14 protein-coding genes and 2 tRNA genes are annotated in these 18,070 nt (G+C 34.7%); 15 read left to right on the top strand and 1 reads right to left on the bottom strand.

All coding sequences use genetic code 11. The features are described from left to right. Positions 1–661 precede the first annotated feature (661 nt). The 7 genes from J4T77_RS04335 to dapA all read left to right on the top strand — a co-directional run bounded on the left by J4T77_RS04335 (position 662) and on the right by dapA (position 7,169). A complete protein-coding gene (locus J4T77_RS04335) occupies positions 662–2,407 on the top strand; it encodes a type I secretion system permease/ATPase (protein WP_095742748.1) in 1,746 nt (581 codons plus the stop codon). 361 nt (positions 2,408–2,768) lie between these two features. Then, complete coding sequence (locus tag J4T77_RS04330; protein WP_190321363.1) at positions 2,769–4,208, top strand: hypothetical protein; 1,440 nt, start codon at positions 2,769–2,771, stop codon at positions 4,206–4,208. Between the two features lie 4 nt (positions 4,209–4,212). Continuing rightward, a complete protein-coding gene (locus J4T77_RS04325) occupies positions 4,213–4,821 on the top strand; it encodes a hypothetical protein (protein WP_010082450.1) in 609 nt (202 codons plus the stop codon). Between the two features lie 4 nt (positions 4,822–4,825). Continuing rightward, positions 4,826–5,641 (top strand): hypothetical protein, encoded by an 816-nt coding sequence (locus J4T77_RS04320; protein WP_010082449.1) that lies wholly within the window; start codon positions 4,826–4,828, stop codon positions 5,639–5,641. Positions 5,642–5,654: 13 nt separating this feature from the next. Continuing rightward, positions 5,655–5,728, top strand: a tRNA-Arg gene (locus tag J4T77_RS04315). Between the two features lie 67 nt (positions 5,729–5,795). Next, entirely contained in the window at positions 5,796–6,278 is a 483-nt protein-coding gene (gene ssb, locus J4T77_RS04310) for a single-stranded DNA-binding protein (protein WP_010082448.1), read from the top strand. Positions 6,279–6,287: 9 nt separating this feature from the next. Further along, positions 6,288–7,169: a 4-hydroxy-tetrahydrodipicolinate synthase gene (gene dapA / locus J4T77_RS04305; protein WP_190321362.1), complete on the top strand. Its 882-nt coding sequence runs from the start codon at positions 6,288–6,290 to the stop codon at positions 7,167–7,169. Between the two features lie 38 nt (positions 7,170–7,207). On the opposite strand, the gene ligA is transcribed toward dapA, so the two are convergent. Further along, entirely contained in the window at positions 7,208–9,196 is a 1,989-nt protein-coding gene (ligA, locus tag J4T77_RS04300) for an NAD-dependent DNA ligase LigA (protein WP_010962827.1), read from the bottom strand. A gap of 214 nt (positions 9,197–9,410) precedes the next feature. Here ligA and gltX point away from each other — a divergent pair, with 214 nt between their 5' ends. From gltX to J4T77_RS04260, 8 genes are all read left to right on the top strand, one after another. Then, positions 9,411–10,733 (top strand): glutamate--tRNA ligase, encoded by a 1,323-nt coding sequence (gltX, locus tag J4T77_RS04295; RefSeq protein ID WP_190321361.1) that lies wholly within the window; start codon positions 9,411–9,413, stop codon positions 10,731–10,733. Positions 10,734–11,415: 682 nt separating this feature from the next. Further along, positions 11,416–14,745: a DNA polymerase III subunit alpha gene (dnaE, locus tag J4T77_RS04290; RefSeq protein ID WP_190321384.1), complete on the top strand. Its 3,330-nt coding sequence runs from the start codon at positions 11,416–11,418 to the stop codon at positions 14,743–14,745. Between the two features lie 48 nt (positions 14,746–14,793). After that, entirely contained in the window at positions 14,794–15,567 is a 774-nt protein-coding gene (locus tag J4T77_RS04285) for a 30S ribosomal protein S6 (RefSeq protein ID WP_190321360.1), read from the top strand. Beyond that, the gene (rpsR, locus tag J4T77_RS04280; RefSeq protein ID WP_007548890.1) at positions 15,567–15,842 is read left to right on the top strand and encodes a 30S ribosomal protein S18; all 276 of its coding nucleotides are present in this window, start codon (positions 15,567–15,569) and stop codon (positions 15,840–15,842) included. The genes J4T77_RS04285 and rpsR overlap by 1 nt, the downstream gene beginning before the upstream one ends. Positions 15,843–15,849: 7 nt before the next feature. Continuing rightward, on the top strand, positions 15,850–16,404 hold the full coding sequence (gene rplI / locus J4T77_RS04275; protein ID WP_190321359.1) for a 50S ribosomal protein L9: 555 nt from the start codon (positions 15,850–15,852) through the stop codon (positions 16,402–16,404). A gap of 6 nt (positions 16,405–16,410) precedes the next feature. After that, positions 16,411–16,644, top strand: coding sequence for a hypothetical protein (locus J4T77_RS04270; RefSeq protein WP_233640980.1), 234 nt, complete (start codon positions 16,411–16,413; stop codon positions 16,642–16,644). Beyond that, positions 16,641–17,933: an adenylosuccinate lyase gene (gene purB / locus J4T77_RS04265; RefSeq protein WP_010962833.1), complete on the top strand. Its 1,293-nt coding sequence runs from the start codon at positions 16,641–16,643 to the stop codon at positions 17,931–17,933. Before J4T77_RS04270 ends, purB begins: the two co-directional genes overlap by 4 nt. Next, positions 17,933–18,005: transfer RNA gene (locus J4T77_RS04260), tRNA-Met, on the top strand. The genes purB and J4T77_RS04260 overlap by 1 nt, the downstream gene beginning before the upstream one ends. Positions 18,006–18,070 lie beyond the last annotated feature (65 nt).

Below are 18,070 nucleotides of genomic sequence, written 5' to 3'. Positions count from 1 at the left end.
GCCAGAAGCCCCACATTATGCACAATTGTACGAATTTTCTGCGTTGCAGTAGAATGAATCGGTGGGCTTTGTTGCATCGCTAGCTATGATGGATTAAAGATAAAAAAGGTGGAGAATATCAGTAGCTTATTATTCTGGTATTTATAACAAGAACGGTCAGTGAATACCTAATTTTGAGTAAAAGAAATTTCACTACCACTCACTAATCTGGCTAAAATTCAAGAATTTCAATGCTTTAGCTATTTTCAATAGAATTAAATTTATTAATATAAATAACAAATTACTATTCTTAAATTTGATCAGATTGATTGCAAAAAAACAAGATTTTCAATAAGTTGCTTATAATCCTAATTATAGTTAGCCTTTCATAAGTAGCGATGCAACAAAGCCATCCCAGTGTCAGCTACTTTCATGACACCATTTGCTATGCAGTTTACCTTCAAAAATGAATGTTCGTACAGCTATGGAATGAATCGCGGTATGACGTAGCTTCGCTATAGGCAATGAAGGAAATATTAACTATACTTCTTTTTACCATTGTTTATATTTCCTATTCACATATATTAATATTTTACTCACTTAAAGTAAGCTAACTACCGTTATTAATATTTTTGTAATAAAAATTGTATATGGTGCATGTAATCAAATTAAGAGGAAGATTGTGGAAATTACGCCATCAATAAAAAAAGAATTGAAGCAAAGTACTCTATATGTTTGCCTAGAAAAATGCAAAAGTGCATTTTGGTTTATCTTTTGGTTTAGTGCGGGAATCAATTTATTAATGTTATTCCTACCACTTTATATCTCTCAAGTGCTTGATCGGGTGATATCGAGCGAAAGTGTATCAACACTAACTATGCTGACAATTATCACTTTATCTGCATTTGCATGTTCTGCAATGCTTGAAACTTGTCGATATTTAGCCATGGCAAAAATAGGTGATTGGATCGATAAAACTGCAACACCAGATCTGATAGTAAGGTCAATCAGGCTAACGTCAGTGCAGAGCTCAACTTCAAGTGGTGAAGCAATACGAGATCTCGGAGTGATAAAAAATTTCATTACAGGAAATGGTATATTCTCACTGTTTGATACTCCATGGTCGTTAATTTACCTTGTTGTGATTTTCATGATACATACCTCCACGGGGTTTATAGCTATTACTGGAATTATTATATTAGTCTCTATGGCAATATGGAATGAACTTGCCACTAAACGAATATTACAAGAAACCAACGAAGAAACTATACGGAATATCAATGCTATAGATGTTGCAACAAGAAATGCAGAAGTGGTTGAAGCTATGGGCATGTCAGAATTCATAGTCTCTGATTGGTGTAAACGAAATGATCAGAACCGAGCAATGCAAATTAAAGCACAAAATCGCTCTAATGTAATTACTGGAATCACTAAATTTTTGCGCTCAACTCTGCAAATATCAGTAATTGGAACAGGTGCATTACTTGCAATCACAGCTCATAAGACTGCCGGTAGCATCATCGCTGCTTCAATTTTAATGGGTAGAGTATTAGCACCATTTGACGCTGCGGTTCATACTTGGAAGTTTTTAAATCAGGCTAGAATGTCATATGGAAGGCTACAAAGACTTATATTAACATCGCCAAAAAGAGAGCAAACGATGGCTCTACCAGAACCTGAAGGAAAATTGGAATTTGATAGAGTATTTTTTACTCCTTATGGAAGCAATAAGCCGACAGTAAAAGGAATATCATTCATTATAGATCCTGGAGATGTAGTTGGTGTTATTGGTGCAAGTGCTTCTGGTAAATCCACTATCGCAAAATTAACTGTTGGTGTATGGAAGCCAATATCTGGTGTAGTCAGACTAGATGGCGCTGATGTATATACTTGGAATCGAGAAAATTTTGGTAATTATGTTGGCTACTTACCTCAGGATATTGAGTTATTTAACACTAGTGTCAAAGCTAATATTGCTCGCATGAGGCCAGATCCAAATCCTGAAGAAATAATCAAAGCAGCAAAAATTGCAGGAATACATGAACTAATACTAAGCTTACCAAATGGATATGATACAACAATAGGAGGTCCTGGAGGAGTAACGCTCTCTGGCGGCCAAAAACAGCTTCTTGGACTTGCCAGAGCTTTTTATGGTCACACAAAACTTTTAGTACTTGATGAACCAAACGCTAACTTAGATAGCAATGGAGAGGCATGCTTAATTAATGCAATTGGCATTGCAAGAAAACAAAATACTACTACTGTTATCATCACTCACAAGCTACCGTTATTGTCCGTAGTTGATAAGGTGATCCTCATGTCAGATGGTATCATTTACGCTATGGGACCAAAAGATGAGATTTTGAGCAAATTAGTTGCTCCATCATCAAGTACCACAGAAGATGAGCGCTCTTCAGCAAATGGTTAGTTTACTTACAATAAATTCTGTATCTGAAATAACAACTGTTCCAGAAAAATATATATTTCTTTACCATTAGAAATAATATTACAAGAATAGTAAATAGATTAATAACTCTTATTAATTAAAGTCAATCGGCAGATATAGCTAAAGTGGCTTAGGTTTACCTACAACTTGAAAAACAACAAATTCGTCTTAATGAATTTTCTTAATTTGTTATCTAAATAACTTAATATTAGTGGTAATTTTATAAAAAAATTATAATATAAATAATGTTGCTGCGAAAATTTATAACAATATTTCCCTCTAACGTTTAATGAATTTCAATAAATTGCCTTTTTAATTCTAGATAAGTATATGCTTTGTTAATATGTTTAGTTCAAAATCCAAAAGTAAGTTTATGCTTTCTATTGGAGAAGAAGGCATAATGTTACTATATTTTAAAAATAATACTTTAAATAAAAGGTATTTTGTTAAGGGCAAAAACGATAAAGCAGTTTCTGATTTAATTTCATGTCTTTCGTCAGATAAAAAAGCACCTTTATACCTGGTGCTTAATCATGCAGATCAAAATTACTCGCTACAGTTTATTACAAGGGCAAACAAGATTAGTGCCTATCTATCAGCAAAAACAAAGATGGAGCATTTTTCTCGTAATAATGACATAAGTTCAGTTTTTTTTGTTGAGAAGCCAAACAAATTCAATCAAAACTGGTGCTATCTTCTTGTTTCATCAAAAGCAAAGCATTTAGTAGAATATTGGTTGAATGTGTTTATTGAGATAGGCTCCAACTTTAAGGGAATATTAATGTTTCCTATAGAAATAAGTAATATAACAAAAAAGATTCTACATAAAGATCCTAATAATTGGAAAATTATAGTTGCTGCAACTAAAACGGGAGGCTATAGACAAGTGGTTCTCAAAGAGAATAAAATGGTATTTACGCGCTTAACATCATTTACTAATGATAATTTACCAGGAATTATCGCTGGTGGAATATATCAGGAAGTGCAAGATACTATTCGATCCTTAACTAAGTTTGGGTTTGAAAAAAATAACCCTATCGACCTTTGTATCATAGTGTCAGAAGATATCAAAGCTAGTTTATCAGTCATAAATTTTTCAGAGAACAGTGTGAACATATTAACTCCATATGAGTTAGGCAAACTATTAGGAGCAGAACTAGCTATAAGTGAAAAAGATAACTTTTGCGATACCATAATTTTGTTTCATAGCTTTAAGAATAAATTAGCAGCTATTTTTAATACAAAGGAAACTAAAGAATTTTATCTATTCAATTACCTTTATTTAAACTCTCCTCGAATTTTTCTATACTTCGCCCTGGTTTTAGTTATAACAAACACCCTTTGTTTGCTAAATTTGTATTCAAATTTCAATGTCGTTGATAATTTATCAGCAAAGCAGAACACCTTAAATAACCAATTAACAAAACTTAGCCAAAGCTATAATGTAAAAAAAATAGATGAAATTTATGATTTTATTAATATCAATAATATTTTATCAAAAATAGAATACTCTCCTCTTACACAAGTTAAGTATGTAGAAAAGTTAAAAATACCAGGTATAGAGCTTCGATCATTTGAATGGAATTATAATGAGGCAAAAAGTTATATTACCACAACTTTAAAGTTTAATTTTCAATCCGGTAAAAATATTTCTCATCAATACGAGAAACTACGAAAAAATTTAAACGATAATTTTCGTACCTATGACATTAATATTTCTAGCTTACCTGCTGCTAAAGAGCAAAATCTATCTATTGATGTTGAAATAGGAGAGGCAATGTAGATTAATGACTATCTCTCAATTAAAAAGAAAAGCTACAATTCAGTTTATATCGTATTTGTTATTATCTGTTGGATTAATAGGGTTATTAACATATGTTGTTATCTATAACGAAAAGATTTATAATAAAAACCAAATTGCGATTGATAAAATACGTTCTATTAATTTACAGATTACTGGAATTCAAAAAAAGGAAGTTGTTCTAAATAAAAACCTAGATTTATGGAAAAAAATTTCCTCTTCAAATTTACATAGTAGCAGATACATTGCAAATTTAAATTTCGAGCTTAGCAAGTTATATAAAAAGTACTATATATTAGAACCTGAAATATCAATTTCTATACCCGAAGAAGTTGAGCTCCACAACAAAAGTGAACGCACAAAAGTAATAAAAAGTGAAGTGATCCTAAATTTAAGCTCAATCAGCGATAAGCATATTTTTTTATTTCTACAGTCTATTCCAAATCTGCCAGGTTATGTTATGATCAAATCTCTTATTTTAAATAAGCAGAGAAATATTGATGCTGCAACTATGAATCAGATTTTGAATGGTAATATGATAGAGATAGTGAGAGCTAATATAGTCTTTGATTGGTATACTATATTAAGTAGATAAGGTGATGAACATAAAGCTGTTTTTTATTTTTACGCTACTCATTTCCAATGTTAATGCATATTGCAGTTGTGAAGATATCATAGAAAGCATAGAAATTTGTAAGGAGTATTCTTGCCGACAATATATTGGCAATGAAGATTTTATTGAGCATAAAATATTAGGATTAAATAGTGGAAATTTATGCGTATATATAGAAAAACAAGGTAATGATGAAATGGTTTGTCATCATTCTCAGTATGGAATGATGATAGAAAAAAGATATTTTGAAAGTATTCTTAAAGTTGGCAATCAAGAAATCGACGATTTTATTGATATAGCAAATTTGCGTGCAAAAGAGTGTTTCTTTATCAACAATCAAAAACTAAGCTATACAGATCGGGACGATATAATAAGAGAAGCAGTGGAAAGTGACTTTGACGTTTTGTCACAATATAGTAACGTAAAAAGCATTTTTTTTGATGAAGAGCCAGTTAATAGAATGGTCAATGAAATGGAAAAGTTCAATTTACGATCTTCAAGAGCTGCAAAAGAGGAAGTATCAGATAATTTCAACGGTAAGGTAGTGAGTTTAGACTCAATTTTATATCTTTCTCCCGATACATGGAAAATATGGGTAAATGGAAAACTGTTTATAAATACTAAGGATTTAAAAGTGCACTCAGTCACTGAAAATTATGTAACTTTTGTATGGACCGTAGATCAAAAAGCAATAAAAAAGCATGCGAATGATTCTCAAAATGTATATTTTGGATATGGGAGTATTATGTTTACGCTTTATCCAAAACAAAAATTTGACTTGGATGGCTTATCTATTAAATAACTTAAATATATATGCGCTTGTAGCTCAGTTGGATAGAGCGTTGCCCTCCGGAGGCAAAGGCCGTGGGTTCGAATCCCTCCAAGCGCACTTTTAATTAAATTTGACAATAGTATTTTCACATAAGATAATAAAAGGATTTATTTAGAGCATAATTATGTCTGGTGGTACCATAAACAAAGTCATACTAGTTGGTAATTTAGGAAAAGATCCTGAAATTAGGACTACACAAAATGGAAAAGAAATGGCAAGTTTTTCAATAGCCACGTCTGAAAGTTGGACTGACAAACTTTCCGGTATGCGCTCTGAAAAGACAGAGTGGCATAATATCGTAATTTTTAGTGAAGGATTAGTAAAAATCGTCAAAGATTTTGCACGTAAAGGCAGTAAAGTTTATGTTGAAGGTTCTTTGAGAACTAGAAAATGGACTGACCAAAACGGTGGTGAAAGATACACAACAGAGGTGGTTCTATATAATTTTAATAGCGCTCTTACTCTCTTGGATTCACGAAATAGTGCGCCAAATTCTGATTACAAGCCAAGTGAATACAAACAAGGTGAAACAGAACAAAAAGATAAACACGAAAGTTTTGACAACGATATAAAAGATGAACTACTCGACGATGAAATACCATTTTAACAATTTAAATTGAAATCTACATTTTTATGGACTGCTTGTGTTACTCCTTTTAATTGCAATGGAGATAGTATAGATTATAGCAGTTTGCAGCGTTTACTGACAATGCAAGTTAAAGCTGAAAATGGCGTAGTGTTGCTGAGTAGCACAGGTGAGAGCCTATCGCTTACTGATTCTGAAAAGCGTACATTAGTTGAATTCGTATGTAAGCTAAAATTAAATACGAAAATTATAATTGGCGTACCAGGAGTGAATCTATATCAGACTCTTGAATGGCTTGATTTTTGCAAGGGTATGCCTATTCATGGCTATCTAATGACAACTCCCATTTATGCAAAGCCCGGAATTATGGGGCAGACTTTATGGTTTGAAAAGCTGCTTGAGAAAGCACATGTGCCGGTTATGTTTTACAATATTCCATCAAGAGCAGGAATAAATCTTCACGCTGAAACTGTACGCAACTTATCCAGCCACGAAAAATTTTGGGCTATCAAAGATTCAAGTGGCACTGTTGATACTTTAGCTCAGTATAAGAAAGTTGCACCAAATATTGAGGTCTTTTGTGGAGATGATAATATGATATCCGATATGGCCGCTTATGGTGCGGCTGGCTTGGTTTCCGTTGCTTCCAATGTTTGGCCATATGTAGCACATGAATATGTTAAGAAGTGCCTCAATGGCAGGAACCCTCAGGCAGATATCTGGCAACAGGCTTGCGAAGCCCTATTTATTGCCAGCAACCCAATACCCACTAAAGCACTTTTGCATGATATTGGGCTCATAGAACATCAAACTGTCCGCCTACCGCTCAGCACAGAAGACTTGCCTTCTGTTGAAAAATTGAGGCAAGTCAATAAAATGATTCTTGGATGGAAAGAATTGGCTACTCTCTAAATAGTCTTGCAACTTTGATTTAATATACAATCCAAGTTTCATTTGAACACTCCCAAACTTATCACTTTATGCCACTGGTCTTCATCTAAAATTTCTACACCTAATTCCACTGCCTTTTTATATTTGGATCCTGGTTTTTCTCCTGCAATTAGGTAGTCAGTTTTAGCAGAAAGATGTGAGCTGACCTTTGCTCCCAGAGTTTTGGCTCTTACTTTTGCCTCTCCTCTACTCATAGCAAGTAGCTTACCAGTAAACACTATAATTTTATTATTTAAAACAGAGTTACTAGAGTTGGAGCTCACAGGAAGAATTTGAAGACAAGCAGTAAGATCATTTAACATTTTGATGTTATGTTCCTTAGAAAAAAATGATTCCAAAGATTCAGCCCCTTTTTTTCCTATGCCATCTATACCTACTAGCTCAGTATTATCTAATGACAGTTCAATCATCGAATTATACCAGTTATTATAAGAAACATAATAATCTGCAAGCAATTCTGCTGCAACTTGGCCAATAAATCTAATACCTAAAGAAAATATAAACCTATCTAGAGTTATTACCCTTCTGCTTTGTATAGAATTTAACAAATTAGCTATAGATTTCTCGCCCCAACCAGACTGTTCTTCCAGATTAAATTCATCCAATCTTTCTTCTAAAGTAAAAATATCATGGATTTGTTTTATCAGACCAAGGTCGTAAAAAAACTCTATCTGCTTATCACCAAGGCCAACAATGTCAAATGCATCTTTCGATACAAAATGCTTTAGTTTTTCTATCATTTGAGCTTTACAGGCAAATTCCTCAGGACATCTTACTGCTGCCTCTCCCTCAACCTGACGTACTTTACTACCACATTCAGGGCATACTTCAGGAAACACAAATTCAGGTGTATTTGGAAGACGAGAATCTCTGCTTACTTCAACGATCTGGGGAATTACATCACCTGCCCTTTTGATTGTTACAATATCTCCCTCTCTTATGTCTTTACGTTTTATCTCATCTTGGTTATGCAGACTTGCTCTACTAACTAGCACCCCACCAACATTGACTGGCACTAAATCTGCAACTGGAGTTAAAACCCCTGTTCTGCCCACCTGTATAAATATCTTGTTTAACTTTGTTTTTGCATAAACCGCAGAAAACTTGTATGCAAGTGCTGAGCGCGGTGCTTTGTGAGTATTCCCTAGACGATTTTGTAGTACCAAATCATTTACTTTATAGACTATCCCATCAATATCATAATCCAAGTTATAGCGACAGTTATAGACTTCATTATAGAACTTCAGCATTCCATCTAAACTACTCGTTAAGGACTGATGCTCATTTACGCAAAAACCAAGTGCCTCAAGCTTATTTAGTACCTCACTTTGACTTTTCTCTGCTCCACCAATCAAAGAATAAGCAAAATATCTAAGAGGTCTGCTTGCTGTAATGTTTGCATCCAATTGCTTTAGAGAACCAGCGGCTGCATTTCGAGGATTGGCAAATTCATCGTTTTCATTTAACTTTAAAAAGTCGCTGTTACTGATGTATATTTCACCTCTTACTTCTAGTCTTCCTTGCACACCTTGCAAAAACTTAGGAAAGCCTTTTATTGTTGCAACATTGTGAGTGACATCTTCCCCTACAAAACCATCACCTCGAGTTGCAGCTTTAACAAATCTTCCATCCTCATAAATTGCAGAAAACGACAACCCATCAATTTTTGGTTCACATAATATCTCTATTTTGTCCTCAATTAAAAACCTCTTTATTTTAGACAAAAATTTCTCTACACCTTGTTCATCATAAGCATTCTCAAGGGAAAGCATAGGTTCTTGATGTTCCACCTTAGAAAACCTCTCATCAGGTGGAGCACCAACACTATCTTGTGTTGCATAAATTTCTGGCTCTATTTCAGCTAACTTTTTCTTCAGTTCATCATATTCAGCATCACTTATTTCTGGCTTATTTTTTTGGTGATACAAAACATTATGATAATTTATTTGATCTTGCAGTTTTTCTCTCATCTTTTCTAAGTTAGTCATGATACCAATATAATGCTACATTAGCCTTTGTCGTCAAGCTGTGAATTTTCTTGAATTTATCATATGGTCTTAATCCATCAAATATCAAAGGTGCCACAATGCTATAGCCATACTTATTCTTCTCTTGCTCAATTGTATTAGCAGATCTCGCTTGCTCTAGCCATATATTTATATAAAATTAAAATAAATTAGAGTAAACAATATTGCTATTTAAATGCTAACAAGATTCGCTCCAAGCCCAACTGGCTACCTCCACGTAGGAAACGTACGAACTGCCTTGGTTTGTTGGATGTACACACGCAATCAAAACGGAAAATTTTTACTCCGTTTTGATGATACTGACCTTCAGCGTTCAGATGTCAAATATATAAATGATATCATAGAAGACCTAAAATGGATTGGCATAGATTGGGATGCAAGTTTTAAGCAATCAGAGCGCTTTGAGCGTTACAATGAGGTGTTTTTGCAGTTAATAAAAGAAGGGCATATTTATGCATGCTATGAAACAAGAGAAGAGTTAGACATTAAACGAAAATTGCAGTTAAAACAAGGATTTCCCCCGGTATATGACAGAAGCGCGTTACTTCTAACTGAGCAAGAGAAAATTCGTTATGAGCAAGAAGGACGAAGACCACATTTTAGATTTAAATTGGATAGAAATGAAGTTGTAAAATGGAATGATGAAGTTAAAGGTGAAATAAATATTGCAACCAGTAGCGTCAGCGACCCTGTGGTAAAAAGAGAAGATGGAATTTACACATACATGTTACCTTCTGTTACTGATGATGTTGACTTTAATGTAACTCATATTGTACGCGGGGAAGATCATGTAACTAATACCGCAGTGCAAATCCAAATGATTAAAGCATTAAAAGCGAAAATCCCTACATTTGCTCACCTGTCTTTGCTACATTTTGATGATAGCAAGATATCGAAACGGAAAGGCGGGCTGGATATCAAATCTATAAAAGAAGATGAAATTGAACCGATGGCACTAGTTAGTTATTTAGTGAAGCTTGGAACATCCAATCCAATTGAAGCTTGCGCCTGTATGCAATCTTTGATTGATTCATTTGACATTAAAAAATTTAGCTCAGCATCTGCACAATTCAGCTTGAGTGAAATGTATAAGCTAAATAGCAAAGTGCTGCAACAAATGCTATTTGAAATGGTGCAAGACCGTTTAAATCAAATTGGAGTGGGCTCCTCAGAGTTTTGGTATTTTATAAGGAACAATATAGAAAGGTTTTCTGAGGTGGCCAAGTGGTGGAAAATATGCAAATCTGATATAGAGCCTGTGATTCTTGATAAGGAGCTTATAAAAATTGCGTTCAATGCATTGCCCCAAGGTGATTGTAATGAAAACACGTTGTCAGAATGGGTCAAAACTATTCGACAAACAGTGGATATAAAGGCAAAAAACCTATTTACGCAGTTGCGTTCAGCTTTAACAGGAACAGAAACAGGACCAGAGCTCGCTAAACTATTAATTTTTATCGGCAAAGAAAATATCATTGCAAGGTTAAAAGAAAAGTGAAAACTAAAGAATTATAGCTAATGCAATCCCTACGTCATACCGCGATTCATTCGCGGTATCTCAGCCGCTAACAAGAGATCCCGCTAACAAGCAGCGGGATGACGGTTGTCGTTTAGCTGCAAACGTTAAGAAATTTACCAAATGAAAAAAAAGGCAAAAGAAGCCCTGGGGTTATTATCCGCTTTAAAATATTGGCGTTTTTTATGTTTTAAACGCTTGACAAGCAAGATTAAGCTGCTTTTAATTGCAACTAACTTACGCTGCAAATGTTTAAGAAGTTTACTAAGCAGAAAAAAAGACAAAGAATCCCCGAGTTAGCTAGTCTTTTACTATCTCTGTCGAGTATTGGCATTTTTTGATGTCTTGTAACGCTTTATAAGCGCGTTCAGCTTATTTAGATAAAAATCTAGATGTAGATGAAGTTTTGTAAAGACATACAGTATCTATATACTGCAAAAAATTGAACATGAGACGCCGATACATTAAGTAATCCTTACCTTTTAATCTGCAGATTGGCGAAAGCAAATACAATAGCTTCAGTTTCATGATAAGGGCGCTGGCGGAGTTTGTCAAGTAAGTTTTTGTATTTTAATTTTAGAATTTTATAGGCTTTTGTTCTCATGAAAATTATGTTCTCATGAGTAAATTAATGTTATCCTTTTTTGTTGATCTAAAGTTTTTTATGTTCATACACTTGCGTGTTCATAGTGTTTATTCGCTGCTTGAAAGCTCGGTTAAAATTGAGGAGCTGATCGGCCTTTGTTTGCGAAATAAAATGCCAGCGGTTGCAATTACTGATTCAGGTAACTTGTTTGGCTCACTTGAATTTGCAGAATATGCGGCAAGTAGGGGAATACAGCTAATAATAGGATGCAATATTATAGTTAAACATTCAGAACAAAATTTACCTATATTATTGCTTGCAAAAAATGAGCAAGGGTACACTAATTTAGTCACTTTGGTGAGTGAGTCTTTTAGAAAGCGCAAGAATAACAGCGATATTCCTTACGTTGATTTTGATGAGCTATTGAATTTAAGTACGGGTCTGATCGCTTTAACCGGTGGATGTTTGGCTCAACTATTGTTGGGGCAAGATAAAGAAACGGTTGAAAAACTGCTTTCAGCATTTAATGGTCATTTATATGTTGAATTGCAGCGTCATGGGCTGAATAAAGAGCTAGAGCTTGAAGAAGCTTTGATAGACTTTGCTTATCAGCGCAATATACCACTAGTTGCAACGAACGATGTGTTTTTTCCAAATAGGTCTGACTATGAGGCTTATGATATATTAACGTGTATATCGGAGGGGAGTTATGCCCTGGAGAATAACAGAAAGAAGTTAACTACCGAGCATTACTTCAAGTCTGTGGCAGAAATGGAGGAGCTGTTCAGCGACATTCCCGAAGCAATTCATAACACTTTAGTGATAGCTAAGCGGTGCTCTTACATGCCAAGAAGCAGGCAGCCTATTTTGCCTAAATTTCCTTGTCGAGAAAATAAAACTGAGAATGAAGAACTGAGGGAGCAGGCAGTTGCAGGATTAGAATTCCGTATTGCGAATGAGACAGACATAGACCTTAAACAATACTACGATCGGCTGAATTACGAACTGAGTGTGATAACTTCGATGAACTACGCTGGCTACTTTTTGATAGTTTCTGATTTCATTCGTTGGAGCAAAGCAAATGGCATTCCAGTTGGTCCAGGAAGAGGCTCTGGTGCTGGATCAATTGTTGCTTGGGGCTTGCAGATTACAGACCTTGATCCAATAAAGTTTGGCCTAATATTTGAAAGATTTTTGAATCCTGATCGTGTATCGATGCCTGACTTTGATATCGATTTCTGCCAAGAGAAAAGGGACCTGGTTATTGATTATGTTCAGAAAAAGTACGGTTATGTTGCTCAAATAATCACTTTTGGTAAATTGCAGGCAAGGGCAGTATTGCGTGATGTTGGTAGAGTATTGCAAATGCCTTACTCTCAAGTGGATAAAATATCTAAAATGGTTCCATTTAATCCAGTAAATCCTGTAACTTTATCACAAGCGATAGAGTTTGATCAAAACCTGCAGAAAGAGCGGGATAGTGATGAGGTAATTGCAAAGCTTCTTGATATATCGCTAAGGCTCGAAGGAATATATCGTCACGTTTCAACTCATGCTGCTGGAATTGTAATATGTGATCAAAAGTTGGAAAATTTTGTTCCTGTGTACTATGATCCAAATTCGGCTTTGCCAATCACTCAATACAGCATGAAATATGTGGAGAAAGCTGGGCTAATAAAATTTGATTTTCTTGGGCTTGGTACGCTAACGCTAATAGATCATGTATGTCGTTTAATTAATCGTGATGGAAAAAAGATTGATATTTCTTCAGTTCCTTTAAATGACCAAAAAACCTATGAGATACTCTCAAGCGGTGATTCAATTGGAGTGTTTCAGCTTGAAAGTTCGGGAATGAGAGAAGCTTTAATTAAACTAAAACCGGACTGCATTGAAGATATTATCGCTTTAATTTCCCTTTATCGTCCAGGACCTATGGATAACATTCCAACTTATGTTGCAAGAAAACACGGACTTGAAAAGCCAGATTATATTCATCCGTTACTTGAGGAAGTATTAAAAGAGACATTTGGGGTAATAATTTACCAAGAACAAGTGATGGAAATAGCCCGTATTCTTTCCGGGTATAGCTTAGCGGAAGCAGATTTGCTGAGACGTGCTATGGGTAAGAAAATCAAGGAAGAGATGGATAAACAACGTGAACTTTTCATCCAAGGGGCAACGAAGAATGGCGTTGATTACAACAGGGCAAGTTATATCTTTGACCTTGTTGCAAAATTTGCTGGTTATGGGTTCAATAAATCTCATGCTGCAGCATATGCGGTGATATCTTATCAAACGGCTTACCTTAAAGCTAATTATCCATTAGAATTTTTTACAGCACTAATGAATCTGAATATTGATGATAGAGATAAACTGAATTTATTTTATCATGCAGCAAAGTTTAGTGGCGTTACCGTTCTTTCACCTGATATAAACAAGTCTCAAGCTGAATTCTCAATAGAGGATGAACGCATACGTTATGGTATTGCTGCCTTGAGGAATGTTGGTTTTTCTATAGCGGAAGGAATAGTGAACGTACGTTCAAGCGCTTGTAAGGACATATGGGAATTCATTCAAAATTCAGGTCATATAATAAATAAGAGAGCGCTAGAAAGCCTGATTAAATCCGGAGCATTCGATAGCGTGCATAAGAACAGAAAGCAGCTATATGAGTCAATGGACACGCTGATTTACTTTGCAAATAAAAACAAACAGGATAGAGAATCAAGTCAAGCTGCTTTGTTTGGTAGTCTTGATGTCCTCAAACCGAAACTTGAGAATGTGGAAGATTTTGATGAAGAGGAAAAATTAGAACATGAGTTATTTTCACTAGGATTTTATTTAACTAATCATCCGCTTGAAAAATTTAGAACTCTTCTGGAAAAGTTAAATATTGGGTTTATCGGAGAAAATAGAACAGCAAAAACTGCTGGGGTAATATTAAATGCACGTATGAGAACTTCAGAGCGTGGAAGGTTTGTTATCCTCACACTTTCTGATCCCCATAACGTTTCTGAAATAGCATTCTACAATAATGAAATAATAGAAGAAAAAAGAGATTTATTTTCACCAGGAACATTTGTGATAATTGATCTTGAAGCTTCGGAAAATACAACAAGATTAGCAGGCAAGGATATATCTGAGTTTACAAAAAGAGTCACTTCTACAATAAAAGAATTAGTTCTCACCACTGAGTGCACGGATTCGCAAAAAGCCGCTATGGAATTAAACACAATATTGAAAGATGAAGGCAGAACCAAAATAATGCTAAAACTTCTTCTCGAAAAACATAAAGTGAGCATCTTATTACCAGGTGCATACTCAATTGCTCCTCAAGTAATTTATGAAATATCTAATTTAAGCTGGATTAAATGCGTAGAAATTAATACAAATAACTTGCTTATATAAAAAAGCTTTATATAATGAAATATTTAATCGGTATTAAAGGAAGATATAGTGAATCTTTATGAATTTACTTTTATAGCACAACAAGGATTGTTACAGCAAGAAGTAGAGGAGATGGTCCAAGAGCTAGCTGTTTCATTGAAAAATATTAAAGCAGATATTATGTTCCAGCAAATCAGGGATATTCTGAAAAAAGGAAATGACAAGCTTACAAAACAAGAGTTAGAAGTGCGTGCTGAGGACATTAAAGAAAGTCTAGTTGCTTACTCTGATTTCTTGGAAGATCTTACAAAAATTTTATGGGTTGAATTAGAAGAAGATCTTTCAAATTTGAAAGAAGTGAAGTCAAAAATCGATAAAGAGTTGAAAGATGACCTAAAAGATTTAGGAATAACGCAAGATTTTACAAAATTTCTAGGAGGCAGTACTAAAAGTGCGTTTATCCATAACGCAGTAAATGCTTTGAAGAGAAATATTTCAGAACATCTAATAAAGATTTTTCAAGATACTTTGAAAGATTTTAGAATAAACGGTCCAACTCAATCGAGCAAAGCGTTGGAAATGCTTTTGAAAAACATTGAAGCATCAGGATTAATCAAGTATGAACATTGGGGTCTTTTGGATTTTGCATATCACAAAAATAAAATGAAGAGCGGTCATTATTGTATAATGTGCATAAGTTCTACTGCAAGCATTCTGGATGAATTTATGCGTAGAATGAAACTTAATGAGAACGTTATTCGCCACTTTCCTGTGCAGGTTGATAAAATTTTTGAAGGTAAATCTCATATGATGAATAAACAAATTGAGGAGCAAAGCGCATAATGATGAAAAGACGAAATAGTTTTAATAATTCTTACGTATCTGTAAATAATAGGACTGGCTTTAGGCGTTCTAAAGTTTGCCCTCTTGCTGCGTCTAAAGATGAAGACATAGATTATAAGAATATAGATTTATTATCCAAGTTTACCTCTGACTATGGTAGGATATTACCTAGAAGATTAACAGGCGTATGTGCAAAAAAACAAAGGAAGTTACGCTTAGCGATCATAAGGGCACGTTTTTTAGCTCTTATTCCTTACTGTACTAAAAAAGTTTAGGTAATTTATGTTGATAATTTTAAAGGAAAATATAAGGACTTTAGGTAAGCTTGGTGAAGTTGTCAAAGTTAAACCAGGTTATGCACGTAATTTTCTTTTTCCACAAAGAAAAGCGGTGAAAGTTACCAAGGAAAATTTAACAAAGCTAGAGGAGCAACGTTTATTACTGGAAGAAGAGAATATAAAAAGATTAAATGTAGCAAAAGAGCTTGCGTTGTCACTACATGATAAGTTTGTGGTATTAATAAAGCAAGCTTCAGAGGATGGTAAAATTTTTGGTTCTGTAACAACACGTGAAATTGCGAAAATTTTACTACAAGAAGGACATGTGATAGATCACCGTAGTTTATCTTTTGGTGGAGTAAGCATCAAAAACTTGGGTGAATACCAAGTAAACGTAGAATTACATAGTGAAGTAGTAGTACCAATTACTATATACGTCGTGAAATCCGAAACAGATGCAAATGAGCTAAGGCAAGTAAAATTGCAAAATCAGAAGTCTGAGCAACAAGAGGCAGAGCAAGATGCGAATAAAGAAGCTACTGATGGTGATGATAGCTGATCAAAGATGATCCCTTGTTATAGTCGTAAAGAAATTTCTGCCATGGCTAAGCTGGTGTCATCCCAGTGCTTCCCTCATGTCATCCCAGTGCGTGACACTGGGATCCAGTTTATTTCATCATGGACATTATTTTATGCTTCTAGAATCCGTTGTCCATTGAATAATTTGCAAATACTTTTATATCTGGATTCCAGTGTCACGCACTGGAATGACACCATTATTGGAATAAATCAAAAATGATTCCCCGCTATAGCAGAAAAGAAATGTCTTCCATTTGGGAGGAAAATAATAAATTTAATATATGGCTTAAAATAGAAAAATTAGCGTGTGAAGCTCAAGCAAAGTTAGGAGTGATTCCGAATAATATTGCTGAGAACCTCTCTGGTGCTATTGAATTTGATGTTGAATGTATCAACGAAATTGAATCCATTGTAAAACATGATGTTATAGCTTTTCTGACATATATTGCTAAAAAAGCGGGAGTTGATGTTCGTTATCTTCATTATGGAATGACAAGTTCTGATGTTTTGGATACATGCCTTGCGGTGCAACTGAAAGAGTCCTGTGATATTTTGCTCGAGAATCTAAAAAATTTACTTGCAGCATTGAAAAAAAAAGCTGAGGACTATAAAGATATTGTTTGTGTTGGACGCAGTCACGGAATGCATGCAGAACCAACAACTCTTGGAATAAAATTTGCCAGATTTTATGCTGAATTTAAACGCAATTATCAGAGATTAATTAGCGCGCAAAAAGAGATCTCAATTTGTAAAATATCAGGTGCAGTAGGCAATTTTGCAAATGTTGATCCGTTTGTTGAAGAATATGTAGCGAAAGAAATGGGACTCATACCTGAAACCATATCATCTCAAATCATTCCTCGTGATAGACATGCCATGTTCTTTTCAGTTTTGGGAGTAATTGCAAGTTCAATAGAAAATGTTGCTGTTGAAATTCGTCATTTGCAAAGAACTGAAATCGGCGAAATTTCTGAGCATTTTTCCACTGGGCAGAAGGGAAGCTCTGCTATGCCACACAAATGTAATCCTATTTTAAGTGAAAATCTGACTGGACTCTCACGTTTAATACGCAGTTATGTTTTTCCTGCGTTAGAAAATGTTGCATTGTGGCACGAACGTGATATATCACACTCGTCTGTGGAAAGATGCATTGCTCCTGATGCTTGTATAACAATGGATTTTGCTTTAGTGCGATTAACAGATTTGATAGATAAATTGGTGATCAATAAGGAAAACATTGAAAAGAACTTAAATTCTTCAAAAGGTTTAGTTTTCTCACAGCGTGTATTGCTTGAGTTAGTAAATAGTGGTTTGGCGAGGGAAGAGGCGTATAAAATTGTTCAGAGCAATGCAATGAAAGTGAAACAAAACAACAGTGATTTTCTGGCCGAATTGAAACAAGATAAACCCTTACTTAAGGTTATTAACTCGGAAAAACTTGAATCTTTGTTTGATTTGAAGTATTATACGAAACATATAGATCGTGTGTATAATAAGGTTTTTAATTAGGCTGAGTAGCTCAGTTGGTAGAGCAGGAGGATCATAATCTCTTGGTCGGGGGTTCAAGTCCCTCCTCAGCCACTCGAACTAAACTATGTTTAGCAAAGCAGTGCTATTGGTGAAACCCAGTGTCAGTTACTTGGAAT

Source organism: Wolbachia endosymbiont of Drosophila innubila (genome assembly GCF_021378375.1).
Taxonomy (GTDB): Bacteria; Pseudomonadota; Alphaproteobacteria; order Rickettsiales; family Anaplasmataceae; genus Wolbachia; species Wolbachia pipientis.
This window is presented reverse-complemented; position numbering and strand designations above follow the sequence as displayed.